Consider the following 24,672-nt stretch of genomic DNA (forward strand, 5'->3'; position numbering starts at 1 on the left):
GTTACTTTTTGCCGGATGGCTTCAGCGATCGATTGAGATCCTGAATACGCTTCATGGTTTTTACCGTACGCGATGAGGTCGCGGAAGCCACCGACAATATCAACATCTCCAGACACACCAACACCGTTCCGTGCAGCGGCATGCGACCATTCTCGCCACCGCGCGGCACGTTAATAATGACATCCGCCTGTTTAGCGAAAGCCGAATCAAGCGCATTAGTGAGCAAAATCACCGGCATGCCGAGACGCTTCGCCTCTTTCAGCGCGGTCATGCCTTCACGGTGCGCCGACTTCTGCGCCATCATAATCAGCACATCACCGCGTTGCAGCCCAATCAGCTGTTCCGCCAGCGCAATCCCAGAGCGATTGAGCGTTACCGCCGGAATACCAATGCGCGTGAACAGACGCGCGCTGTAATCCGCCAAAATCCCGGAGGCATTAATGCCAAATAGCGCCACCTGACGCGCGTCAATCAAGTGCGTTACCGCTTTGGCGACGGCTTCACGATTGTGCGGTTCGGACAGCGCATCGCAGGCATGTTTATGGCCGCTCAACACAAAATCGATGCCGGAATTGATATCGCACGACAGTTCGCTGACGGTGGCGCTCATCTTCTCTTCAGAGTTCATCGCCGGTCCAAACCAGGCGTTTAACGTGGTTTTTAAATCGCGCAAACCGGCAAAACCTAATGCCTGCACCGCGCGTACCACCGTCGCATCCGAGGTGTTAGTGGCCCTGGCAATTTCCAGCGCCGTGGCATCTAACACCACCTCGCGATGGTCGTGGATGTACCGCGCCACCGCTTGCAGACCGGATGATAATGTCGGTGCGCGCAACCGATAGCGTTCACCCAGCACATCCACACGACTTTTAATGCTATTTCGACTCATCTGCTGATTGCTCTTTAAAATGTGAGAGTTTTACTGAAGGTTTGTAGTGAATTACCCACTTACTACTTAGAATTAAGATGTAAGCCAATGAATTTATAATAATAAAAATGTAACAGCTTCGTAATCATTTCCATTTACTACTACATTACAACATGGTTGAATGATTCTCAATTGCATTGCACCAGGTTAATAAAGAATGAATAACAACAAGCCGTCGGCTTTTAAATCTCAACGCCATCCCGCCATTCTGGCTGCGATTTACGGCGTCAGCATTTGGGGTTCCACCAGCAGTTTTGCCGCAGAGGAGAGCAACACGCTCACGGTTTCGGCGCAGGAAGATAATGCACAAGGTTACAACGTCACTAATAGCGCGATTGGCAGTAAAACTTCCACGCCGCGCATTAACCAGGCACAGTCGGTCAGCGTGGTAACGCAGCAGCAGCTGGAGGATTATCAGGCGTCGAGCCTTGCCGATGCGATGCGTTTTGTCAGCGGCGTTACAGAAGGCAACACGCTGGCTGGCACCGAAGATGGCTTCGTGCGTCGCGGCTTTGGCAGCAACTCGGATGGTTCGATTTATCGCGATGGCGTGCGCAGCAGCCAGGGTTTGAACTTTGATGCCACCACCGAGCGCGTTGAAGTGTTGAAAGGCTCCGCATCGCTGCTGTACGGCATCCAGAATCCGGGTGGCGTAATCAATGTGATAAGCAAAAAGCCGCAGTATGAGTGGCATAGCAAAGTCAGCGGCCGAACCTCCAGTGAAGGCGGTGGCGCGGGCACGGTGGATGTCACCGGACCGCTTGGCAATGGCTTCGCCTTCCGCCTGATTGCGGAGAAACAGAACCAAGATTACTGGCGCAATTTCGGCAGCGAAAAGCACACGCTGATCGCGCCCTCGCTGCAGTGGTTTGGTGAGCAAGCCAGCTTCCTGATTAGCTATTCAGATTATCAGTACGACATTCCTTACGATCGTGGCACCGCATTCATCAACGGTAAGCCGCTGGATATGGACTACAAAGATCGTCTGGATGACAAAGCCAACCATGCATGGGGTCACAACAAAACCCTCAACGCCCATTATGACTGGCAGTTTAATGATGACTGGAGCACGCGCGTTACGCTCGGCTGGAACCAGCGTCAATACGATAATAATGAAGTGCGCGTCACGGCGGTCAATGCTAACACTGGCGTGGTGACGCGTCGTGCCGATGCCAATCGCGGTTTTAACCATAAAACCAAATATGTTTCGTGGGACGTGATCGGCTCACCGCAAGTGTTTGGGATGACGCACGATCTGGTGCTGGGCACCGATTACGAGATGATCCAAACCTATCGCGCGCATCAGTATCAGGGCAAAGCCAACACCGGTTTCAACTTCACCGATCCGCAGTACGATATTCTGTCGCCTGTTACCAACAGCAGCACCGAAAACAGCGCCAACGCCAATAACCTCAACCGCACGCACAGCCGTTCAATCTATGCCAAAGACAGCATCAGCCTGACGGAAAACTGGATTGCAGTGCTGGGCGGACGCTATCAGCATTACGAGCAACGCGCCTCGAAAGGTTTTGATCCGGTGGTGCAAACGCTGGACAGCGAAGGCAACAAATTCCTGCCGCAGGCCGGTTTGATCTACAAAGTGACGCCGGACGTTTCGCTCTACACCAGCGTGAGTAAATCCTTCACTCCATCGACCGATGTTGATGATGATGGCAACGTCGGTAAACCGGAACAGGGCACCACATGGGAAGTCGGCAGCAAGTGGCAGATTTCACCGAAGCTGTTTGCCAGCGTCGCGCTGTATCGCATCAACGAGCGCGATATGTCACTAAGCATTAACGGCACCACGCGCGCCATCAATAAAGCGCGCTCCAGCGGCGCGGAATTTGAGTTAAATGGCGAAGTGCTGCCGGGCTGGGATCTCAGCGCCAACTACAGCTACGACAAAGCCGAGATCGTGGATGACGGTGTTAACGCGGCTAATAACGGCAATCGCCTGCAGAATGCGCCGCGCCACGCAGGCGCGCTCTATCTGAGCCATAATCTGGCGATCTCCGGCATTCCGGGCGATTTCCGCGTAGGCGGCGGTGCGCGCTATGTGGGAACGCGCGCCGGCGATCCGGAAAACAGCTTTACCCTGCCCGATTATGTGGTAGCGGACAGCTTTGTCGCCTGGAACAACCAGTTGTTTGGCGAGAAAACCCAGCTGAAGCTCAATCTGAATAACCTGTTCAACAAACATTATTACCCCTCCAGCGGCGGCAATCTGCGCGTGCGTGAAGGAGAAACCCGCAACCTGATGCTCGAGGCCAGCGTTGAATTCTGATTCGATATTTGTACGACGTGCGCCAGGCTTGTCCGGCCCGATGTTGGTGGTGCTGGCCTGTTTTCTGCTGGTGCTCAGCAGCGTGGCCTCAGCAAAAACCATCACCGATATCGACGGCAATCGCGTTGAGATCCCCGATCGTCCGCAGCGTATCGTGCTGGGTGAAAGCCGCATGCTGTATACGCTGGCGTTACTGGAGCCTGGCGATCCGTTTCAGCACATTGTGGCGTGGCCGCAGGATCTGAAGAAGTACGACAGCCAAACCTGGAACAGTTTTGCCCGTCACTTTCCCCAGATGCTGAAAATCCCGTCGCTGGGTGCTGGCGGGCCGAACGCCATCAATCCCGAGCAGATTCTGGCGCTGAAACCGGACGTGGTGATTTTGCCGAGTCTGGCACGCTACGATGATGCCGACCTGCGCCTTGTCACCATGCTGAAAGCGGCGCACATTCCGGTGGTGAAGATCGATCTGCGCGTGCATCTGCTGAAAAACACCCGCCGTAGCGTGGAGATATTTGGCGAAGTGCTGAATCAGCAGGCGCGGGCAGAAGCGTTTAATCGTTTCTACCAGCAGCATATGCAGGTAATTTATGATCGCTTAGCCAGCTATCAGGGCGCGAAACCGTCGGTGCTGCTGCAACTGCATCTTGGACGCCGTAACGAATGTTGCGTGACGGCGATCAACGGCAGCCTCGGCGAATTACTCAACGCGGCGGGCGGCGACAATATCGCCAACAAAACCCAGCACGGCGTGTTTGGTCGCCTGAGTGAAGAGAGCGTGATTGCCGCTCAGCCGCAGTACTATTTTGCTACCGGCTTTGGCGATAACGCCTCGCAGGGCTTACTGAAATTAGGGCCAGACGTGGCACCCGAAACCGTGCTGACTAGTTTCAAACAGCTCACCGCGCAGCAAAACGGTTTACGCGAATTATCGGCATTGAAAAATGGTCACTCGGCGGTGATCTGGATGAATTTCTACCTCAGTCCGTGGCACATTGCGGCGACAGAATTTATGGCTAAAACACTCTATCCACAGCTGTTTGCGGACCTGGAACCCGAAAAGACCCTGCAGCAGATTTTTCGTGATTTCTTACCCATTCCCTATAGCGGCACTTATTTTATTAACATCCCGCCAGCGAGCAATAAATAATCACTTCCGCTCCGCTTGTGATTAATCCGAACCTCGCTAATCTTAAATTGCAGCACGGGCATGGCGTTGAAGCCCTTATTTCCGCCATGCAACAACAACTCACGAGAGGATGTTTTATGGCTGAGCATAGAGGCGGTTCCGGTAATTTTGCTGACGATAAAAAGAAAGCATCAGAAGCCGGTAAAAAAGGCGGAGAAAAAAGCGGTGGTAGTTTCAAAGATGACCCCGCTAAAGCATCAGAAGCAGGTAAGAAAGGCGGCAAGAAGTAGCCAACCATGTTTTAAATAGCACATAGCACCTTGGAAATCCGCCAGGGCACGGACGCCCTAAGCATTATCCCCTTCTGCAGTCGCACCTCGATAAATATTGTTAATTACCTCACGTTACTGCTGCCACTTTCTAAACCTCTTTCGTTTACCGTTTCGTCTTAATAAATCTGATTGCTCACTTTCTAACGTGACAAACATCACATTTATGCCAGGCTTAGTTTATTCACCCCATGCGACAAGGAGATATATATGACATCGCAAACCACAAATAAAACCCTTATTACTGAAACGTATCCGGTTCCGCCATTTAAAAAGCAGACGCAACCGATGCCGGGTTTGGCGAGCAAAATGGATCCCCGTCCCGATCATGGTGAAACCAGCTATCGTGGTACCGGTAAATTGACCGGTCGTAAAGCGCTCATCACCGGCGGTGATTCCGGTATTGGCCGCGCCGTGGCAATTGCTTATGCCCGCGAAGGCGCTGATGTCGCCATCAACTTCCTGCCGGAAGAAGAGGCTGATGCGGCAGAAGTGGTAAAACTGATTGAAGCTGAAGGCCGCAAAGCGGTGGCGATTCCGGGTGATATTCGTTCGGAAGAGTTCTGTCAGAAGCTGGTGGATCAGGCTGCTGAGCAGCTAGGCGGATTGGATATTCTGGTGAATAACGCCGGACGTCAGCAGTTTAATGAATCCATCCTGACACTCTCTACTGAAGATTTTGACGCCACCTTTAAGACCAACGTCTATGCGATGTTCTGGATCACCAAAGCGGCGCTGAAATATCTGCCAGCTGGATCGTCCATCATCAACACCTCGTCGGTGCAGGCGTATCAGCCAAGCGCGATCCTGCTGGATTATGCGCAGACCAAAGCGTCGATTGTCGCGTTTACCAAAGCGCTTGCGAAACAGCTGGGTGAAAAGCAGATTCGCGTCAACGCGGTTGCGCCTGGCCCGTACTGGACCGCGCTCCAGGTGAGCGGCGGACAACCGCAAGAGAAAGTGGAGAAGTTCGGTGAATCCGCACCGCTGGGTCGTCCGGGACAACCGGCTGAAATCGCCCCGCTGTACGTCACGTTTGCCGATGTGAAAAACAGCTTCACCTCCGGCCAGGTGTGGTGCTCTGATGGCGGCACCGGCACGCTGTAATCATCTTTGGGGTCGCCATTCGTGGCGATCCCGCTCTACCCGTTCAATCGTTCAGGAAACACGTCCCTCAGCCATCCGATAAACACCCGTAATCGCTGCGTAAGATGACGATTCTGCGGATAAACCACATGAAAAGGATAATTCCCCTGACGCCACGCCGCCAGAATCTCAACCAATTTCCCTGCCTGTAAATCTGCTGCCGCTGCATAGCGGAAGGTCTGAATAATCCCTAAACCCGCAACCGCTGCCGCCAAATGCGCGTTACTTTCATTGACGCCAATCCGATGCTCACTCTTAATCTCAAGCCGCTCTTCGCCCTGGGTAAAACGAAACGGAAACGCCCTGCCGCTCTGCGGTGACAAATAGCTCACCATGCGATGCCCATTTTTCAGCTCCTGCGGATAAGCCGGTACGCCATAGGTTTTCAGATAGCCCGGCGCGGCGCAGGTAATCATCTCCGCATCCCCCAAATGACGCGCCACCAGCGACGAATCGCTAAGCGGACCGCCGCGTATCACGCAATCGACGTTACCGCTGATCAAATCCACCGCGCGATCCGCAACGCCAAGATCGATACGAATGTCCGGATAGCGGGCAATGAAATCGGGCAGCGCCGGAATCAACACATCGCGCGCGGTTGAGCCGCCAATATCAATACGCAGATAGCCGCCAGGTTTGGCGCTTTCCGCATTAAACGAGTGATCGATATCTTCCAAATCGCGCACGATGCGCAGCGCTTTTTCATAGTAATCGCGCCCTTCTGGCGTCACCGTGACGCGCCGCGTGGTGCGTTGCAGCAAGCGAACGTCGAGATGCGCTTCCAGTTCCTGCACCAGTTTGCTCAGCGTGGCATTCGGCATATCAAGAGAATCTGCCGCTCGCGTAAAGTTGCCCGCTTCGACGACGCGCGCAAAGGCCTTTATCGCCATTAACTGATCCATGCTGTTTTCCGCCGCCTTTAATTATCCACACATAGAAATAGTCATTTCGATTTTACACCATTTATCAGCAAACGCCGTGAAGATAGATTGCTTCTCATGCACTGCAACGCAGTCATCAAAACCTCATCACCCATTGGAGAAGCAAACATGAACGCACTCAACGGCAAAATCGCATTGGTAACCGGCGGCACAACTGGCATTGGTCTGGCATCCGCGCAGGAGTTGGCGACACAAGGCGCACGCGTGTTTATCACCGGTCGTCGTCAGGCGGAGCTTGATGCGGCAGTCGCCAGCATCGGTGCCAGCGCCAGCGGTATTCGCGCTGATGCTGCGGTGCTAAGCGACCTCGACAACGTTTACGCAGAAATCGCCAAACAAGCGGGCCGCCTCGATATCCTGTTCGCCAACGCCGGTGGCGGCGACATGCTGCCGCTTGGCGCCATCACCGAAGAGCATTTTGACCGTATCTTTGGCACCAACGTGCGCGGCGTGCTGTTTACCGTGCAGAAGGCGTTGCCACTACTGAGTGACAATGCCTCGGTGATCCTCACCTCGTCCACCACATCGGTTCAGGGTACTGCCGGATTCAGCGTATACAGCGCCAGTAAAGCCGCGGTGCGCAACTTTGCCCGCTCATGGGCGCTGGATGTGAAAGATCGCGGTATTCGCGTTAACGTTGTGAGTCCCGGCCCGGTGCGCACGCCAGGTTTGGGTGGTTTGGTGCCGGAAGATCAGCAGCAAGGATTGTTTGATGCGCTGGCGGCGCAGGTGCCGTTAGGTCGTCTTGGCGAACCTGACGAAATTGGCAAAGTGGTGGCGTTTTTAGCGTCCGATGAGTCCAGCTTTATTAACGCCGCTGAGCTGTTCGTCGATGGCGGTATGGCGCAGGTCTGAAAGCTATTTTGTAGGTCGCCATTTATGGCGACCACGCTCTCAAGCCGCACTCGGTTCGGCCTCCACATACAAATAACCAATCCCCAGCACCTGCCGCGCCCGATCCAACTGACCAAAATGCACATTGGTGCCTTTGCTTTTCAACGCATCACGCGGATCGAACGGATTGAAATCGATCTGCCGCACAATGGTCTGCAACCAACTTTCACCAAAGGTACAGCTGCGACCATATAACCAAATCTGATTAATATTCAGCGTGTTGAGAAAATTATATAAGCTCATACCAATCGCTTCGGCGGCGCGCTGTGCCCACGCTACAATCCAGGGTTCGCCCGCTTGCCACGCTTGCAATAACTGCGTGCTGCTGGGCTGCGGCGCTTCGGGATCGCGCTGATGAGCCGCCTGTTTTAAGGTGCTGAGTGAGGCCACCGTTTCCAGACAACCCTGACGGCCGCAACTGCAGCGCTGACCGTTCGGCTCAATGATGGTGTGGCCGATTTGGCCGCTGCCGTACAAATTGCCGCGAAAAATCTCACCGTTGATCACAAATGATGAGCCGATGCCGTAATCCACATTGATGACGCAGAATTCGCTGAGCGCATTGCGATTTAACCACTTCTCAGCCAGCGCCAGCATCACGCAGTCGTTATCCACACGCACTTCCACGCCGAGCTTCTCCTCCAGCAGAAATTTTAACTGCAACGGCGTTTTCCACGCGGCTTGCGGCATATGCTGTGACACACCGGTGACCGGATCGACCTGACCATGCACTGCCAGCGCCAGATTAATGCGTCGCTTCGGCCACTGTTTGCAGGTCTTCCGCCACACCGCCTCAATCTCACTGAGCAATGTTTCCGGCGTTTCCGCTTTGATAGCGACTTGCTCAAATTCTCCCTGCGCTACCAGCTGCGCATCGGCCAGTTGCCGTTCAATGCTGCTCGGCTTGACGCATAAACACAGCGTCCAGGCTCCGTTGGATGGCAGCTGAAAACTGCCATTGCTCTTACCGCGAGCGCTCATCAGCGCCTCAGAGTGTTGCAGTTTTCCTTCATCCAGCAGCGCCTGCAAAATTTTGCTGGTGGCTGGAATGGTTAAGCCGCTGAGGTGTGCCAATTGAGATTTACTGAGTTGCTTATGCCGCCACATCAGCGACATAAACAGCGCCTTATTATGTTTTCGCACCTGCAAATTGTTCAAACCAACCGGCTTCATTTTGTCTCCATTACACCCCATCCGCCCCGTTTACTAAACAGAGTTTACTGTCTTTTGTGATGGTCTCGCCATCCTCTTCACTACCGTTGCCTTAAAGTTCGTGCTCATCCCAATAACAAAAAAATATCCTCACCTCTCAAGAGACATTGAACATGACAACATCACCTGCAAACCATCCGTGGCTGATACGCCTCGGCATTCCACCCGCGCTGGCCTGGGGCTACGTCGCTGTATTGCTGTTTATGATTGGCGATGGCGTGGAGTCGAACTATCTCGCGCCTTACCTGCATGAAAATGGTTTCTCACTCAATATCGCGGCGGCGGTGATCGCCTTCTACGGCGTCACCGTTACGCTCGGTTCGTGGCTGGCCGGTTCGCTCTCCACACTCATTGGCCCGCGCAAAGTGATGCTGGCAGGCGGTGTGATCTGGATTGTGTTTGAAGTACTGTTCCTCGCCATCGCCTTGCCTTCCCATAGCGTGGCCTTGCTGGCGTTAACGTACGGTTTGCGCGGCGTTGCCTACCCCATGTTTGCCTATGCATTTCTGGTGTGGATTCAGGCCGCCGCACCCGCCGATATGCGCGGTTCAGCAACCGGTTGGTTCTGGCTGGCGTTTACCGGCGGCTTGCCCACGCTGGGATCGCTGGTGGCGATTTTCTCAATACAGTTAATTGGTGAATACGCGACTTTCTGGCTGTCGCTTGGGCTGGTCGCGTTGGGGTTGCTGGTCATGGTGATCGCGCTTAAAGAACGCAGCGGCTATCAGTCGTTGCTCGATGAGCAACACCGTCAGCAGAGCGTTGCGCGTACGCTGATGGGCGGCATCGATATTTTGTGGCGTGAACCGCGCATCGCCGCGGCTGCCGTGGTTCGTATCATCAACACCACGCCTTACTTCGGCTTCTTTATTTTCTTGCCGGGCTTTTTCACCGAGCAGATCGGATTTACGCAAACCGAATACCTCAGCCTGATCACCATCATGGGTTTAGTCGGCATGAGTTTTAATCCCATTGTCGGCAAGCTCAGCGATCGCATCGGCTGGCGCAAAGTGCTGACAGTATTTGGTGGACTCGGCTCCGGCATCTCAATGTTGCTGATGTATTTTGTGCCGCAATGGAGCCACGGCAGCTTTGTCCTCAGCGTCATCTGCGCGTGTTTATATGGCATCACTTTGTGCGGCTATGTTCCCGCTGCTGCGCTGTTCTCTTCCCTGTGCCAGCCAAAAGATAAAGGTAACGCGATGGCGATTTACTGCTTTGCTGCCGGTCTTTCCACTTTCTTTGGCCCCGCGCTCTATGGCGCCTTCAACGCACTGTTTGGCACCTCGGGCGTGGTGTGGGGTTACGCCGCTTTGTACTTGATCAGCGCCCTGGTTTCCTGGTGCTTCCTGCTCAGCCCACTGGATCCCGGCGAGCAGCATAATCCCGAGGCGCAGCGCCTGCGCCGTTTAGATTCTGTCGCTTCAGAGTAAAGAGAGAACCATGAAAGTGTTTGATTACATTGTGGTGGGCGGCGGCAGCGCCGGTTGTATTGTCGCCGCCAGGTTAGTCACGGAAGGCAACGCGCGCGTGCTGCTGCTGGAAGCCGGGCGCGATGAGTATCACCCGGTGCTAAAGATGCCCGCAGGTTACATGAAGTTTCTCGCCAGCGACAAATTCCTCACCATGCACCAGACCGAGCCGCAGCCACAGCTCAACGGACGCGGCGTGATTGTGCCGCAGGCGAAAGTGTTAGGCGGCGGTTCGACGGTCAATGCGATGGTGTATATGCGCGGCCATCGCCAGGATTATGCCGACTGGAACAGCGCGCTCGGCAATCAGGGCATCGACTGGTCGTGGGATGCGCTGCTGCCGCACTTTACCGCCATCGAAGATAACGATCATCTCGGTGCGCCCTATCACGGCGTCGGCGGGCCAATGAAAGTGTCGCATCTCGGCCACTTCAGCCCACTGAGCCGCGCCTATGTAAAAACCCTGCAGGGATTGGGCATTCCTTACACGCCGGATTTCAATACCGGCAATCCATTTGGCGTGGGCTTTATGCAGCACACCATTAACGGTCAGACGCGCCAGCGCTGCAGCGTGGTGGATGCCTTTATTACGCCGCTGCGCCATGACGCGCGCTTGACCATCGTCACCGGCGCGCAGGTAGAGGAGATTCTGTTCGAGGGCGCAAATGCCAGCGGCGTTCGCTACGCACAGGATGGCCATCCGCAACGTGCCTGCGCGCGTAAAGAGGTGATTCTGGCTGCCGGTGCCTATCAAACGCCGAAGCTGCTGATGCTCTCCGGCATCGGTCCACAAGCCCAGCTAAAACAGCATGGCATCACGCTGCGTCAGCATTTGCCGGGTGTCGGCAAGAATTTGCAGGATCACTATGAAGTGCCGGTGGTGGCCAGCACCAACGGTGCGTTTGGCTATTATGGTCAGGATCGTGGCTGGCCGATGGTCAAAGCCGGCTTGCAATATATGTTGTTCAAAACCGGTCCGGTCACCACCACCGGCGTGGAAACCTGCGCCTTCTTTGATCCGCTCGATTTCAGGGCCACGCCAACGATTCAGATGTTTTGCGTGCCCACGGTGTATCTCGACCGCGACGTGATGGGCGCCGATCCCGGCCATGGCGTTACCGTCAATTCGCTGCTGCTGCGCCCCAAAGCGACCGGCGAGGTCACGCTGCGCGATAGCAGCGCCAGCAGCTTGCCGATTATCGATACGCAAATCTTTGGTCATCCCGACGATTTGGCGCGCACCATCGCCGGTTTCCGTTTTGCGCGTAAGGTCATCACCGCGACGCCCATCGGCGCGATGGTGCAGCAAGAGATCTTCCCCGGTGCAGAGATTACTTCAGATGAAACTATCGTCGAACACTGCAAACGCATGGTGAAAACCGGCTATCACCCGGTCGGCACTTGCCGCATGGGCCACGATAACGATCCGCTGGCGGTGTTACACGACGACCTGCGCGTGCGCGGCGTTAACCGCCTGCGCGTGGTCGATGCCTCAATGATGCCCAACATTATCAGCGGCAACACCAATGCCATTGTGATGGCAGTGGCCCATCGCGCCGCTGAACTGATGTTGCAGAGGCAGCAGAGCGAGAAAAAGGAGCACGCTTATGAGTGAAAAATTATCCCGCCTGCAGCGCGTACTTGCCTCCTGGCAACTCGATGGTGTGCTGCTTACCCGGCGCGATAACATCGCCTGGCTGACCGAAGGTGCCAGTTTTTACGTAGTGGAACGCGCCGAAGTCGGCGTGGCCAGCTTGCTCATCACGCAGGACAAGGTTCTACTGCTCGCCCCTGAAAATGAGATGCCGCGTATCCTCGCCGAAGAATCGCTGCCGTTTGCCTGTGAAACGCTGAGTTACCCGTGGTTTCAATCGTTAAATACCCTGTTGCCTGAGGGCAAATTCGGCAGCGATACGCCGCAAAACGGCATGTCTGATATTCAACAAGCGATGGTCGCACTGCGACAGGGCCTGAACAGCAACGAGCAGCAGCGATTTAAAGCGTTGGGGCGTGAAGCCGCGCAGATTGTCGAAGGCGTGGCGCGTCAGTTACAAGCAGGCGTGACGGAATGGCAGGTGGAGGCCGAGCTTGTCGCAGCCTGTCTGGCACGCGGTATTCGTCCGATGTGCACCTTAGTGGCGGCTGATGAGCGTATTAGCGCGTTCAAACACCCGGTGCCCACGCAGAAAAAGCTGCAACAACACATGCTGATCACGCTCGGTGCCGAGCGCCACGGGCTGCACGTGAGCCTGACGCGGTTAGTGCATATCGGCCAACCTGGACCCGCATTACGCCAGCGCCTCAACACGTTGTGCCAGATCCACGCCGATATTCTCTGTGCAACGCAGCCGGGCCAAAGCTGGTCAACGCTATTTCAGGCAATTAAAGATGCCTATCAGCGGCACGGACATGGCGATGCGTGGCGCGATCATCATCAGGGCGGCCCGGCGGGTTATGGTTGCCGCGACGTGATCCTAACGCCAGATACGCGCGGCGATATTCACTCTGATATTGCCGTGGCGTGGAATCCCACGCTCAGCGGCGTAAAAAGCGAAGATACCTTTTTACTTACCGCTGAGGGCTGCGAAGCCTTAACGCGCAGTGGCGAATGGCCAATGATTACTGTGCAGCACGGCGAGCGCACGTTGTACTTCCCAGACTGGCTGGCATTACCGGCATCTTCATAAGGAGGCGATTATGTCATCACGATTAGCTAATAAAACCGCGATTATCACCGGTGCTGGCAGCGGCATAGGCAGCGCAATCGCTACACTGTTTGCGCAACAAGGTGCTCGCGTGGCGCTGTTCGATCTTGACTGTGAAACCACCGAAGCGCTGGCGACAGAGTTGCAGCAGCAAAGTGGCCAACACTGTATTGCCTACAGCGCAGATGTCACGCAACCCGAGGAGGTGCAGCGGGCGGTGAGCGAAGCGCAGCAAGCGCTGGGCCCGATTGATATTCTGATCAACTGCGCGGGCGTGAATGTGTTTCGCGATCCGCTGGCACTGGAAGATGACGACTGGCAGCGCTGTATGGAGGTCAATCTGAAAGGACCCTACAACCTGATCCGCAGCGTGCTGCCGGGCATGCTGGCGCGCCAGTACGGCAATATCGTTAACGTCGCGTCGGTACACGGGCACAAAATCATTCCCGGCGCGTTTCCCTATCCGGTCGCCAAGCACGGTTTGATTGGCCTGACGCGTTCGCTGGGCGTGGAGTACGCCAGCCAGGGCATTCGCATTAACAGCATTTCTCCGGGTTTGATTATGACGCCCGCCGCTGAAGCCTGGCTGGCAAGCTGTCCCGATCCGCAAGCCGAGCGTGAACGGCAGGCCGCTTTGCTACCGTGCAAACGTATTGGTGAACCGCAGGAAGTGGCATATACCGCGCTGTTTCTCGCCTCGGACGAAGCGCGCTTCATCAATGCCACCGATATCCTGGTTGATGGCGGACGCAGCCAGATTTATCACGAGTAATAAATGATATTTTTATCAGGTCGCCATTCATGGCGACCACGCTTAATCTAACCCTCAATCACCGGAATCTCATCCAGTTGGGTAAAGATCGCCATCCCCCGCTCCTTGCCAATCCGCACATCGTTATCAGCCCCCTGCGACGCGCCCGGAATGCGTAAAATAGCATCGCAACAGTGAATCAAACGATGCGCCACCGGATAGAGAAAAGATTCACTGATTTCATCGCCAATTGTCTGCGAACCGGCGGCGCTCGCCAGCGGCAACGCCAGCCACTCACCAATCACCGGCGTATGTCCGCGCTGGTAGACCTGCAGGGCAATCTGGTCTAATTTCTTAATGTTTTCATGAATTAACACTTGATTGCCGTTGGTGCCGCTGCGTACGGGCCCTGCTATAAGAATCAACATTGCGTTTCTCCAAAAATTCGATGGTGTGGGCAAGCGTTTTTTTGCACGATTTGCCCGGCGATAGGTGACAAAATCTACGCTAACATGCATAATCGTGCAGATACAAGCAAAAACATGAATGAGAAAATAATGCTCTCCAGCCAACGTAAACAGCACATCCTCGCCATTCTGAGCGAAGAAAAACAGGTGATGTCGAGCGAGCTTAGCCAGCGCTTTGCGGTGTCGGAAGACTCAATTCGCCGCGATCTACGTGAGCTAGCCGCCGAAGGATTACTGCAACGTGTACACGGCGGTGCGCTACCGGTTTCTGCCGCTATCGCACCGTTTGAAACACGCAAAAGCGTGCAGATTAGCTCTAAACGCCTTATCGCGCAGAAAGCGGTCCAGCTAATCCAGCCAGGCCAGGTAGTGATTATCGATGGCGGCACTACCACCGCCGAGATGGTGAAATTGCTGCCGCCGGATCTGGCATTTACCATGGTGACGCACAGCCCAAGCATCGCCGTGGCGCTGGTGGATTATCCGCAGGTTGACGTGATCATGATTGGCGGCCTGCTCTATCGCCATTCGGTGGTGGCGGTGGGTGCGGCGGTGCTGGAAGGCATTGCGCGGATTAATGCCGATCTGTTCTTCATGGGCGTGACCGGCGTGCACAAAACGGCGGGATTAACCACTGGCAACTACGAAGAGGCCGGGGTGAAACGTGCGCTTTCCGCACGCGCGGCGGAAACGGTGGTGATGGTGTCGAATGAGAAGCTGAATTCCGCTTCGGCGTTTGCCATCGGCGAATTATCACTGGCCAGCACCTTGATCGTTGATGCTCAACCCGATGACGAAATGTGCCAACTGCTGCGGAAAAAGCACATAACTGTGCTGTAAACGGCTATTCTTCGCTGCTGAAGAAACGTTCTGCCACTAGATAATCAGGAGCTTAATAAGATGTCTGAGAATCCTACCATCGCCCTTATTGGACCGGGCGCGATTGGCACCACCATCGCAGCGGCGCTGCATGAATCTGGACGCACGCCCACGATTTGCGGGCGTACCGCACATCCGCAGCTGGAGTTGCGTCACGACAGCGGCAAAATTATTGTTCCCGGCCCGGTGCTCACCAATCCCGCCGAGATCGCGCAACCGTTCGATCTGGTGTTTGTGGCGGTGAAAACCACCCAGGTTGAGGATACCGCGCCATGGCTGGCGGCGCTGTGTAATGAAAATACCGTGGTGTGCGCGCTGCAGAATGGCGTGGAGCAGAAAAGCCAACTCGCGCCCTATGTCAATGGCGCGACTGTGCTGCCGTCGGTGGTGTGGTTCCCGGCCCAGCGCGAACCGGACGCCTCGGTGTGGCTGCGCGAAAAGCCGCGCCTGACGCTGCCGGAAACGCCGCACGCTGAGTTGGTGGTTGCGGCACTGCGCGATACGCGCTGCGCGGTCGATCTCTCCGCCGATTTCCTGACCATTGCCTGGCGCAAACTGCTGCAAAACGCGGTTGCCGGTTTGATGGTGCTGTCGAATCGTCGTGCGGGTATGTTCCAGCGCGAAGACATCAGCGCGCTGGCGCTGGCCTATTTGCAGGAGTGCCTGACGGTAGCGCGCGCGGAAGGTGCCGCGTTAAACGATGAGGTGCCACAGGAGATTGTAGAACGCTTCCACCGCGCACCGACTGATTTAGGCACCTCGATCCTTGCCGACCGCCAGGCCGACCGTCCGCTGGAGTGGGATATCCGCAACGGCGTCGTGCAGCGTTATGGTCGGGCGCGCGGTATTCCCACGCCAATCAGCGATGTGATTGTGCCGCTGCTGGCGGCCGGTAGTGAGGGGCCAGGCTGATCATCTACATTCACGGTCGCCATCCATGGCGACCTCCCTCAACCGTCCCATCTACCCGTGTTTTATCCTGCCAACTTGCGAGATGTTAAAATCTTTACTAGGGTTTGCGCTTCTTCTGCCTCTTATAGCTTTCTTTTCCATTTATGAAATTACGGCTGCGAAAGCTATAAGATCGCGCCATTTTCTCAACTGGGGAATTTATGAGCACAGGAACGGATACAACACACTCAGCCACAGCCAGTGGCTTGACCGTTGATGACATCACCGTTATCGACAACAAATTGCTGAAACGCGCGGTCGGTGCCGCCGCATTGGGTAATGCGATGGAGTGGTTTGACTTCGGCGTTTACAGCTATCTCGCCGTGATCATTGGCCAGGTCTTCTTCGCCGATGCCAGCGCTGCCGCGCAGCTGATCGCTTCGTTCGGTACTTTCGCCGCGGCGTTTTTAGTGCGCCCGATTGGCGGCATGGTGTTTGGTCCACTCGGCGACCGCATTGGACGTCAGAAGGTATTGGCGTTAACCATGATCATGATGTCGATCGGTACGTTCTGTATCGGTCTGATTCCGAGCTATGCCAGCATTGGTATCGCTGCGCCGATTCTTCTGCTGCTGGCGCGCTTGCTGCAAGGGTTCTCCACCGGTGGTGAATATGGCGGTGCCGCGACCTTTATCGCGGAATACTCCACCGACAAACGTCGCGGCTTTATGGGTAGCTTCCTTGAGTTCGGTACGCTGGGTGGCTATCTGCTGGGCGCCAGCCTGGTGACAGCAATGATCGCTTTCTTACCGCATCAAACCATGATGGATTGGGGCTGGCGTGTGCCGTTCTTCCTCGCCGCGCCGTTGGGTCTGTTCGGTTTGTATATCCGCTTAAAGCTGGAAGAGACGCCCGCGTTTAAAGATCACATGGATAAGCGCGAAGAGATGGAGCACAACAAGCCGCGCCTGAGCGTGTGGCAGATGCTGCGCGATCAGCGTAAACCGCTGCTGAAATGTATTGGTCTGGTGCTGTTGTTCAACGTCTCCAATTATATGCTGACCGCCTATATGCCGAGCTATTTAACCGGCGTGCTGGGAATGAGTGAATTATCCGGCCTGATGTTGGTGATGGTGATTATGTTTATCATGATGCCGCTGACGTTAATGTGGGGATATCTCACCGACCGCATTGGTCGCCGTCCGGTGATTGGTTTAGGCGCGTTGGGCTTAATCGTGCTGGCGATTCCGAGCTACATGTTGATTGGTTCCGGCAATATGCTTTTGGTATTTGCCGGACTGGCGATTCTGGGCTTATTGCATACTTGTTTCAGCGGCACCATGCCGGCAACGTTACCGGCGCTATTTGTCACCGATATTCGTTATAGCGCGCTGGCAATTGGTTTTAACTTATCGGTTTCGCTATTTGGTGGCACCACGCCGCTGATTACCGCATGGCTGGTGGATACCACGCACAATAATCTGATGCCGGCGTATTACATGATCGGTGCCGGGATTATTGGTTTGCTGACGGTTTTAACCTTGAGTGAAACGGCACGCAAACCGCTGAAAGGTTCATCGCCTGCGGTGGCAACAGAAGCGGAAGCGCATCGTTTGATCGATAAATTGCGTAAACGTAAGGTTAAGCATAAACCGGCTTAGGTTCGAGTCGGCATTAACAAAGGCCGCAGTCCTGCGGGATTGTAAAGCGATTTTGAGTTAAGAATACGCACGACTGCTGCAGCGCGGATGTTGAGGCGACATCCCAATCCGCTGAACGAATGAGGGATTCCAGGGCGAGCCGCAGGGATGCGGCGAGAGGTGGCGCTGAGCAGGAGCGAATCGCCGCCGGTCCGTCAGGAATCGTGAATGAGTGAAGGCACCGCGCAGCGGCGGGTTGGGCTGGCGCAAGGCCCGGGAGTGCAGAGGGCGCGGCCAGGCGTCCTCTGCTCGGTCGCCGCACGAAGATACTGCAACTGCCTCAGCATAGGGCGAACGAAAGTCGCTCGGCGCTTAACTGAGCAGCAGTACGCCATTCATGGCGACCTCATCTAACCGAAGCGTAAAAATCCCCCGCTAATTCGATAATTTCTCAAACCCACCTGAAATCCTCTCGCGCGCGCCAGAAAACGCCAAAATATCGACTATGATTTGTTGTCCGACCTAACTTTCATCCCAAATTATTTATCGTTTTCAGCCAGTAGCGAATCGCTTGATGTCGTCCATTGCCCCTGCGTGGGCTAAACGAGGCAATTGAATGGAATTCAGATCATTTGAAAAATCCTGGGGCGCTGAAATTCTTGCTGATGACAGCGTCCGTTTTCGTGTTTGGGCACCAGGGCAGCAGCACATCACCTTAAGACTTGCCGATAACGACACCGCCATGCTCGACGCAGGCGACGGTTGGTTTGAGCTGCAAGTCAGCGGCGTGGCGCCCGGTGCAGAGTATAACTTTGTGCTGGACGATGGCACGGTGGTGCCGGATCCCGCCGCGCGTGCGCAAAAGGCTGATGTTAACGGCCCTTCACTGGTGGTCGATCCGCAAAGCTATCGCTGGCAGCACACCGAATGGCAAGGTCGACCGTGGCATGAAACGGTGGTGTATGAAATGCACATCGGTACCTTCACCCCCGAAGGCACTTTCCAGGCGGCGATAGCTAAATTGCCGTGGCTGGCCGAATTAGGCATCACGCAGCTGGAAGTGCTGCCGGTGTCGCAGTTTGGTGGCAATCGCGGTTGGGGCTACGACGGCGTGCTGCTCTACGCTCCGCATGCGGCTTACGGATCGCCGGATGATTTCAAAGCCTTTATCGATGCCGCGCACGCGCACGGTTTGTCGGTGGTGCTGGATATCGTGCTCAACCACTTTGGTCCGGAAGGCAACTACCTGCCGCTGCTGGCACCAGCGTTTTTCCACCAGGAACGCATGACGCCATGGGGCGCGGGCATTGCATATGATGTCGATGCTGTGCGGCGCTACATTGTCGAAGCACCGCTCTACTGGCTGCAGGAATTTAATCTTGATGGCCTGCGTTTTGATGCCATTGACCAGATTGAAGACAGCTCCAGTAAGCATGCGCTGATTGAGATTGCCGAACGCATCCGTCAGGAAATTCCCGAGCGCCCTATTCATCTCACCACCGAAGATTGCCGCAACGTTATCTTCCTGCATCCGCGCGACAAACAGGGCAACGCGCCGCTGTTTACCGGTGAGTGGAACGATGATTTCCACAACGCGGTGCACGTGTTTGCAACCGGTGAAACTCATGCCTATTACGAAGATTTCGCCGACGTGCCGGAGAAGCTGGTGGCGCGCGTGCTGACTGAAGGCTTTGCTTATCAGGGCGAACTTTCACCGCAGAGTGGGCAGCGGCGCGGCGTGCCGAGCGCCAGCCAGCCGCCGGTGGCGTTTGTTGATTTCATCCAGAACCATGATCAGGTGGGTAACCGCGCGCAGGGCGATCGTTTGATCAGCCTGGCGGGCAGCGATCGCACCAAAGTGCTGCTGGCGACGCTGCTGCTGTCGCCGCATATTCCGCTGCTATTTATGGGCGAAGAGTATGGCGAAACGAATCCCTTCCGGTTCTTCACCGATTTCCACGGCGATCTGGCCAAAGCGGTGCGTGAAGGACGCGCGAAGGAGTTCACCGGGCACGCCGGGCATGACGAAGAGGTGCCGGATCCTAACGCCGAGCAGACCTTTACCCGCTCAAAACTTGACTGGGATAAGTTACAAACGCCTGAAGGCCAGAGCTGGCTGGCGCTCACGCGCGAGCTGCTGGCGCTGCGTCAGCAATATATCGTGCCGCTGCTGGCCGATGCGGGCGGCAACAGCGGCAAGGTGCTCGCCACCGCTGAAGGCTTTGTGGCCGTCAGCTGGCATTTCCCACAGGGCGAACTGTCGCTGGCGCTGAATATCGGCAAGCAGACGCAACCTTTACCCGCCACGCCAGGTCGCACGATTTTCGCCTGGCCGCAAGAAACTGAAGCATTATCACAACACGCCATCGTGGTGCGTTTGGATCAGGGAGCAACAAAATGAGTATTCCAACCGCGACGTATCGCATTCAGTTTCGCAACGGCATGACGTTTGATCGCGCCGCGGCGCTGGTGCCCTATCTGCAACGCCTTGGCATCAGCCATCTTTACGCGTCGCCGATATTTAGCGCCACCGCCGAATCCACCCACGGTTACGACGTCATCGATGCCAATGAGATCGAACCGGCGATTGGCGGCCGCGACGGCTTTAATCGTCTGGTTGAGGCGTTGCATGACGCGGAGATTGGCTTGATTCTCGACATCGTACCGAACCACATGGCGGCCTCGCTGGAGAATGCCTGGTGGCGTGATGTGATCGAGTATGGCGAGAGCAGCCGCTATGCCAATCATTTTGATATCGACTGGACGCGCCGCCTGACGCTGCCGTTTCTCGGCGACAGCTTCGAGAACGTGCTGGAAAACGGTGAGCTGAGCATTAAAGCGCATCCGCAAACTGGCCATCCCGCGCTGGCGTACTACGACAGCTTTTACCCGCTGACGCCCGCCAGCTGGCAGGATCGCGCCGACGAGGTGCTGGCGATGACTGAAGCCAAAGCGATTGCTGCACTGCATGAGCAGCAGCCGTGGCGTTTGATCAGCTGGCGCGATGCACGCAGCGAGCTCTCTTATCGCCGCTTCTTTGAGATCACCGGTCTGGTCGGCGTGCGCGTTGAAGATGAAGCGGTGTTTGCCGATTCCCACCGGCTGATTCTCGAACTGGTGCGCTCCGGTGCGGTCAGCGGCCTGCGCGTCGATCACGTTGATGGCCTTGCCGATCCACAAGGCTATTTGCGTCAGCTGCGCCAGGCCACCGGCCCGGATTGCTATATCACGGTGGAAAAGATCCTCGCCGAAGGAGAAAAGATCCCTGAGGATTGGCCGATTTCCGGCACCACCGGCTACGAATTTATTGCCGCGCTGTCGCACGCGCTGGTGGATGATTCGCAGATCGACACGCTGCATCTCGCCTATGAAGCCACCACCGGACAACGCAACGACGTTGAAGGCGGACTGCGCGTGGCGCGTGAATTGATGGTTGACCGCAATTTCGCCGGTGAGTTTGCGCGTCTGCTTAAGCTGGCGACGCAGATTGCCGGTTCCGAACATCGCAACCTTGGCGAAGCGGAACTGCACGTCGCACTGCGCGAAATCCTCATCGCCTTCCCGGTGTATCGCACCTACGGCCAGCAGGACGGCATGCCGCTTGAGGGCGAAGAGCTGCTGCAACAGGTGCTGGAAACGGTGAAAAACAGCGCGTCGCCAACGGTGTTGAGTTTGCTGCAGGCGATGCTGCTGGGCGCGGTTTCTGAAGAGAGCGAAAAAGACGCGCACGAATTCCGCATGCGCTTCCAGCAGCTGACCGGACCGCTGATGGCGAAATCGGTGGAAGACACGCTGTTCTTCCGCAATCACGTCGCGTTAGCCATCAATGAAGTGGGCGCAGAACCGCTGCCGCACGCCTTCTCGCTGGCGCATTTCCACAGTGAGATGCAAACGCGGCTGCAACAGCAGCCCGATGGCATCTCATCCACCTCAACCCACGACACCAAGCGTGGTGAAGATGCGCGTGCGCGGCTGTATACGCTAAGCGAAGCCCCCGCGCTGTGGGCGGAACACGTAGCGCGCTGGCGGCAGATTAATCAGGCGCAGGTAGTGGAACTGGACGATGGCGCCGCGCCGGAACCGGCAGTGGAATGGATGCTGTATCAGGCGTTAGCCGGCGTGTGGCCGACCACCTTGCAGCCGCAGGATGCCAGCCAACTCGAAGAGCGCTTTATTCCTTTTGTCGAAAAAGCGTTACGCGAAGCCAAACTGCGCACCGACTGGGCAGAGAGCAACGAAGCCTACGAAAAAGCGGTGCTGGATTACGCGCGTCATCTGCTTTCACCGGCCAATCAGTTGTTCCTCAGCGATTTCAGCCACGCGTTGCAACCGTTTATTCAGGCCGGATTAATCAATAGCCTGACGCAAACGGTAATTAAACTCACCGCGCCGGGCGTACCGGATATCTATCAGGGTAGCGAAGCGCTGGATTTCAGCCTGGTCGATCCCGACAACCGCCGCACGCCGGACTTCGCGCTGCTGGAGCAGCAGCTTGAAGAGTCCGCTTCGCCTGACTTTAACGACGCGCAAAACTGGCTGAGCGGCAAACTGAAACAACAGGTGATTGCACGCCTTCTGCATCTGCGCCGCGATTATCCGCAGCTGTTCCGCGTGGGCGATTATCAGCCGCTGGACGTCAGCGGTGAACATCAGGAGAAAGTCATCGCCTTTGCTCGTCAGGACAGTAACCACGCGCTGCTGGTCATTCTGCCGCGCCTGAGTTTTGACAACGCGCAGTGGACGCAAACCGAAGTGGTACTGCCCGAGTCACTCGCCCATCGTCACTATCGCAACTTATGGAGTGGCGAAACCGTGACGATTGGCGATTACATCGCGCTGGATGAGGCGGCCTCAAGTGCGCCGTTAGTGCTGCTGAGCAGCTGATGCATTACCCGATTAATCTGTGTGGAGAATAATGGATGACAAGTAAGCCTCTAGAAATTACAGCAGGTTCGGGACAAGTGCTTGGCGCTAACTATGATGGCCAGGGCGTGAACTTTGCGCTGTTTTCGGCCTGCGCTGAGCGAGTCGAGCTGTGTTTGTACGATGAGAGCGGCGAAAACGAAATCGCCCGCTTCGATTTGCCGGAATACACCCATGAAGTGTGGCACGGCTACATTCCCGGCTTGCAGCCCGGCGCGCTCTATGGCTATCGCGTACACGGCCCGTACGAGCCGGAAAATGGCCATCGCTTTAACCCTAACAAACTGTTGCTCGACCCTTACGCGCGTGAACTGGCGGGTGAATTGCAGTGGGACGAGTCGCACTTCGCGTATGACCTGCTGCATGAAGATAAGGATTTGAGTTTCGATACCCGCGATAGCGCACCGTTTACGCCCAAATGTGTGGTCATCGATCCCAATGAATTTGACTGGCAGGATGCTAATCGACCGAATATTCCGTGGTCGAAAACGGTCATTTATGAAGCCCACGTTAAAGGTTTTAGCCAGCTTAATCCGGCGGTGCCCGAAGAGATGCGCGGCACTTACGACGGTCTAAGCAATCAGGCTTCGATCGATTACATCAAAAGCCTGGGCGTAACCACCGTGGAGCTGCTGCCGGTGCACGGTTTCCCGGACGATCAGCATCTGCTGGATCGCGGTCTGAAAAACTTCTGGGGCTACAACACGTTGGCGTTCTTCGCCCCGGCCACGCGCTACTTTGGTCCGCGCGGGATTCAGGGCTTCCGCGATATGGTGCGCGCCTTCCACGATGCTGGCCTCGAAGTGATCCTCGACGTGGTTTACAACCACACCGCCGAAGGCAATGAGCTGGGCCCCACGTTGTCGTTTAAGGGCATCGATAACTACTCTTATTACCGCACGCTGCCGGATCAGCATCGCTACTACATCAATGACACCGGCACCGGTAACACCGTGAATACGTCGCATCCGCGCGTGCTGCAGATGATTCTCGATTCGCTGCGTTATTGGGCCGAATCCATGCATGTTGATGGCTTCCGTTTCGATCTCGGCACCGTGCTGGGCCGTGAACCGGAAGGCTTTGACCAGCGTAGTGGCTTCTTCGATGCCATCATGCAGGATCCAGTGTTGTCCAAACTGAAATTGATCGGTGAGCCGTGGGATATCGGGCCGGGCGGTTATCAGGTTGGCGGCTTCCCGCCGGGCTGGGCGGAGTGGAACGATAAGTATCGCGATACGGTGCGTGAGTACTGGAAAGGTGACATGGTCACTAATGACTTCGCCGCGCGCCTGCTCGGTTCTGGCGATCTCTACGACCAGCGCGGTCGCCGTCCCTGGTCCAGCATTAACTTCCTTACCGCGCATGATGGCTTCACGCTCAACGATTTGGTTTCGTACAACGAGAAACACAACGAAGCCAACGGTGAAGATAATAATGACGGCCATAACGAGAACCGTTCGTACAATTACGGTGCGGAAGGCCCGACGGACGATGAAGGCATCAACGCGGTACGTGAGCGGCAGAAACGCAACTTCCTCGCCACGCTGCTGTTCTCGCACGGCACGCCGATGTTGCTGGCGGGTGATGAGTTTGGTCGCAGTCAACTCGGCAACAATAACGGCTACTGCCAGGACAGCGAAATTTCCTGGCTGCATTGGGAAAACCTGCCGCCTTCTGCTGATGCGCTGCGCGACTTTACCCGACATATTCTGGCGTTACGCGCTCAACAACCGCTGCTGCGGCGTGAAAGCTGGCGCGATGGTATGGAAATCAAATGGTTTAACGCCGGTGGCGGCTTCCAGCAGGATGATCAATGGGATGATGGCACCACGCTCGGGGTGTATCTCGGTCGCCCGGATTTAGAGCCGGAGGAAGGCATCTGGCATGACGTGTTGATGCTGTTTAATCCGTATGAAGGCAATGTGCCGTTCAGTATTCCACAGTTTGGTGAAGGCGGCTGGGTGCTGGAGCTTTCGACGTCTGACAGCGTTGAGAAAGGGTTAGTGATTACCAAAGAGAAGGATTTCGAACTGGAAGGCCGCAGTATGGCGCTGTTCCGCAGGCCGTAATTATATAAA

At 55.8% G+C, this 24,672-nt stretch carries 19 protein-coding genes; 15 read left to right on the forward strand and 4 right to left on the reverse strand.

The window, feature by feature from the left end; translation table 11 throughout:
* Nucleotide 1 precedes the first annotated feature (1 nt).
* Complete coding sequence (locus tag Q3H59_RS24210) at nucleotides 2-889, reverse strand: MurR/RpiR family transcriptional regulator (protein ID WP_110867186.1); 888 nt, start codon at nucleotides 887-889, stop codon at nucleotides 2-4.
* Between the two features lie 196 nt (nucleotides 890-1,085).
* Here Q3H59_RS24210 and Q3H59_RS24215 point away from each other — a divergent pair, with 196 nt between their 5' ends.
* The 4 genes from Q3H59_RS24215 to Q3H59_RS24230 all read left to right on the forward strand — a co-directional run bounded on the left by Q3H59_RS24215 (nucleotide 1,086) and on the right by Q3H59_RS24230 (nucleotide 5,780).
* Nucleotides 1,086-3,215, forward strand: coding sequence for a TonB-dependent siderophore receptor (locus tag Q3H59_RS24215; RefSeq protein ID WP_309837754.1), 2,130 nt, complete (start codon nucleotides 1,086-1,088; stop codon nucleotides 3,213-3,215).
* A gap of 40 nt (nucleotides 3,216-3,255) precedes the next feature.
* Nucleotides 3,256-4,365 (forward strand): ABC transporter substrate-binding protein, encoded by a 1,110-nt coding sequence (locus Q3H59_RS24220; protein ID WP_309837923.1) that lies wholly within the window; start codon nucleotides 3,256-3,258, stop codon nucleotides 4,363-4,365.
* A gap of 116 nt (nucleotides 4,366-4,481) precedes the next feature.
* Nucleotides 4,482-4,634 (forward strand): general stress protein, encoded by a 153-nt coding sequence (locus Q3H59_RS24225; protein ID WP_101761338.1) that lies wholly within the window; start codon nucleotides 4,482-4,484, stop codon nucleotides 4,632-4,634.
* A 249-nt stretch (nucleotides 4,635-4,883) separates the two neighbouring features.
* A complete protein-coding gene (locus Q3H59_RS24230) occupies nucleotides 4,884-5,780 on the forward strand; it encodes an SDR family oxidoreductase (protein ID WP_101761337.1) in 897 nt (298 codons plus the stop codon).
* Nucleotides 5,781-5,815: 35 nt separating this feature from the next.
* Here Q3H59_RS24230 and Q3H59_RS24235 read toward each other — a convergent pair whose 3' ends face one another.
* On the reverse strand, nucleotides 5,816-6,721 hold the full coding sequence (locus tag Q3H59_RS24235) for a LysR family transcriptional regulator (protein WP_309837758.1): 906 nt from the start codon (nucleotides 6,719-6,721) through the stop codon (nucleotides 5,816-5,818).
* 147 nt (nucleotides 6,722-6,868) lie between these two features.
* On the opposite strand from Q3H59_RS24235, the gene Q3H59_RS24240 reads away from it, so the two are divergent.
* Nucleotides 6,869-7,615 (forward strand): SDR family oxidoreductase, encoded by a 747-nt coding sequence (locus Q3H59_RS24240; protein ID WP_309837760.1) that lies wholly within the window; start codon nucleotides 6,869-6,871, stop codon nucleotides 7,613-7,615.
* A 39-nt stretch (nucleotides 7,616-7,654) separates the two neighbouring features.
* Here Q3H59_RS24240 and Q3H59_RS24245 read toward each other — a convergent pair whose 3' ends face one another.
* Nucleotides 7,655-8,827, reverse strand: a complete 1,173-nt coding sequence (locus Q3H59_RS24245; protein WP_309837762.1) for an ROK family protein — start codon at nucleotides 8,825-8,827, stop codon at nucleotides 7,655-7,657.
* 152 nt (nucleotides 8,828-8,979) lie between these two features.
* Here Q3H59_RS24245 and Q3H59_RS24250 point away from each other — a divergent pair, with 152 nt between their 5' ends.
* The 4 genes from Q3H59_RS24250 to Q3H59_RS24265 are packed head-to-tail and all read left to right on the forward strand — an operon-like array spanning nucleotide 8,980 to nucleotide 13,815.
* The gene (locus Q3H59_RS24250) at nucleotides 8,980-10,299 is read left to right on the forward strand and encodes an MFS transporter (protein WP_192235114.1); all 1,320 of its coding nucleotides are present in this window, start codon (nucleotides 8,980-8,982) and stop codon (nucleotides 10,297-10,299) included.
* Nucleotides 10,300-10,309: 10 nt separating this feature from the next.
* A complete protein-coding gene (locus Q3H59_RS24255) occupies nucleotides 10,310-11,953 on the forward strand; it encodes a GMC family oxidoreductase N-terminal domain-containing protein (protein WP_309837765.1) in 1,644 nt (547 codons plus the stop codon).
* Nucleotides 11,946-13,025 (forward strand): M24 family metallopeptidase, encoded by a 1,080-nt coding sequence (locus Q3H59_RS24260; protein ID WP_309837767.1) that lies wholly within the window; start codon nucleotides 11,946-11,948, stop codon nucleotides 13,023-13,025. Before Q3H59_RS24255 ends, Q3H59_RS24260 begins: the two co-directional genes overlap by 8 nt.
* 10 nt (nucleotides 13,026-13,035) lie before the next feature.
* Nucleotides 13,036-13,815: an SDR family oxidoreductase gene (locus Q3H59_RS24265; RefSeq protein ID WP_309837769.1), complete on the forward strand. Its 780-nt coding sequence runs from the start codon at nucleotides 13,036-13,038 to the stop codon at nucleotides 13,813-13,815.
* A 47-nt stretch (nucleotides 13,816-13,862) separates the two neighbouring features.
* Here Q3H59_RS24265 and Q3H59_RS24270 read toward each other — a convergent pair whose 3' ends face one another.
* On the reverse strand, nucleotides 13,863-14,222 hold the full coding sequence (locus Q3H59_RS24270) for an NUDIX hydrolase (protein ID WP_101761329.1): 360 nt from the start codon (nucleotides 14,220-14,222) through the stop codon (nucleotides 13,863-13,865).
* Between the two features lie 129 nt (nucleotides 14,223-14,351).
* Between Q3H59_RS24270 and Q3H59_RS24275 the strand changes: the two genes are divergently transcribed.
* The 6 genes from Q3H59_RS24275 to glgX all read left to right on the forward strand — a co-directional run bounded on the left by Q3H59_RS24275 (nucleotide 14,352) and on the right by glgX (nucleotide 24,663).
* A complete protein-coding gene (locus Q3H59_RS24275; RefSeq protein WP_309837924.1) occupies nucleotides 14,352-15,101 on the forward strand; it encodes a DeoR/GlpR family DNA-binding transcription regulator in 750 nt (249 codons plus the stop codon).
* Between the two features lie 60 nt (nucleotides 15,102-15,161).
* The gene (locus tag Q3H59_RS24280; RefSeq protein ID WP_309837773.1) at nucleotides 15,162-16,052 is read left to right on the forward strand and encodes an oxidoreductase; all 891 of its coding nucleotides are present in this window, start codon (nucleotides 15,162-15,164) and stop codon (nucleotides 16,050-16,052) included.
* A 200-nt stretch (nucleotides 16,053-16,252) separates the two neighbouring features.
* Entirely contained in the window at nucleotides 16,253-17,692 is a 1,440-nt protein-coding gene (gene proP, locus Q3H59_RS24285) for a glycine betaine/L-proline transporter ProP (protein ID WP_101761326.1), read from the forward strand.
* A gap of 595 nt (nucleotides 17,693-18,287) precedes the next feature.
* Entirely contained in the window at nucleotides 18,288-20,072 is a 1,785-nt protein-coding gene (treZ, locus tag Q3H59_RS24290; protein WP_309837776.1) for a malto-oligosyltrehalose trehalohydrolase, read from the forward strand.
* Nucleotides 20,069-22,555: a malto-oligosyltrehalose synthase gene (treY, locus tag Q3H59_RS24295; protein WP_309837778.1), complete on the forward strand. Its 2,487-nt coding sequence runs from the start codon at nucleotides 20,069-20,071 to the stop codon at nucleotides 22,553-22,555. Before treZ ends, treY begins: the two co-directional genes overlap by 4 nt.
* 35 nt (nucleotides 22,556-22,590) lie before the next feature.
* On the forward strand, nucleotides 22,591-24,663 hold the full coding sequence (glgX, locus tag Q3H59_RS24300) for a glycogen debranching protein GlgX (RefSeq protein WP_192412792.1): 2,073 nt from the start codon (nucleotides 22,591-22,593) through the stop codon (nucleotides 24,661-24,663).
* The last annotated feature ends 9 nt before the right edge of the window (nucleotides 24,664-24,672 follow it).

The organism is Pantoea sp. SORGH_AS_0659 (assembly GCF_031453915.1).
GTDB classification, from domain to species: domain Bacteria; phylum Pseudomonadota; class Gammaproteobacteria; order Enterobacterales; family Enterobacteriaceae; genus Pantoea; species Pantoea leporis.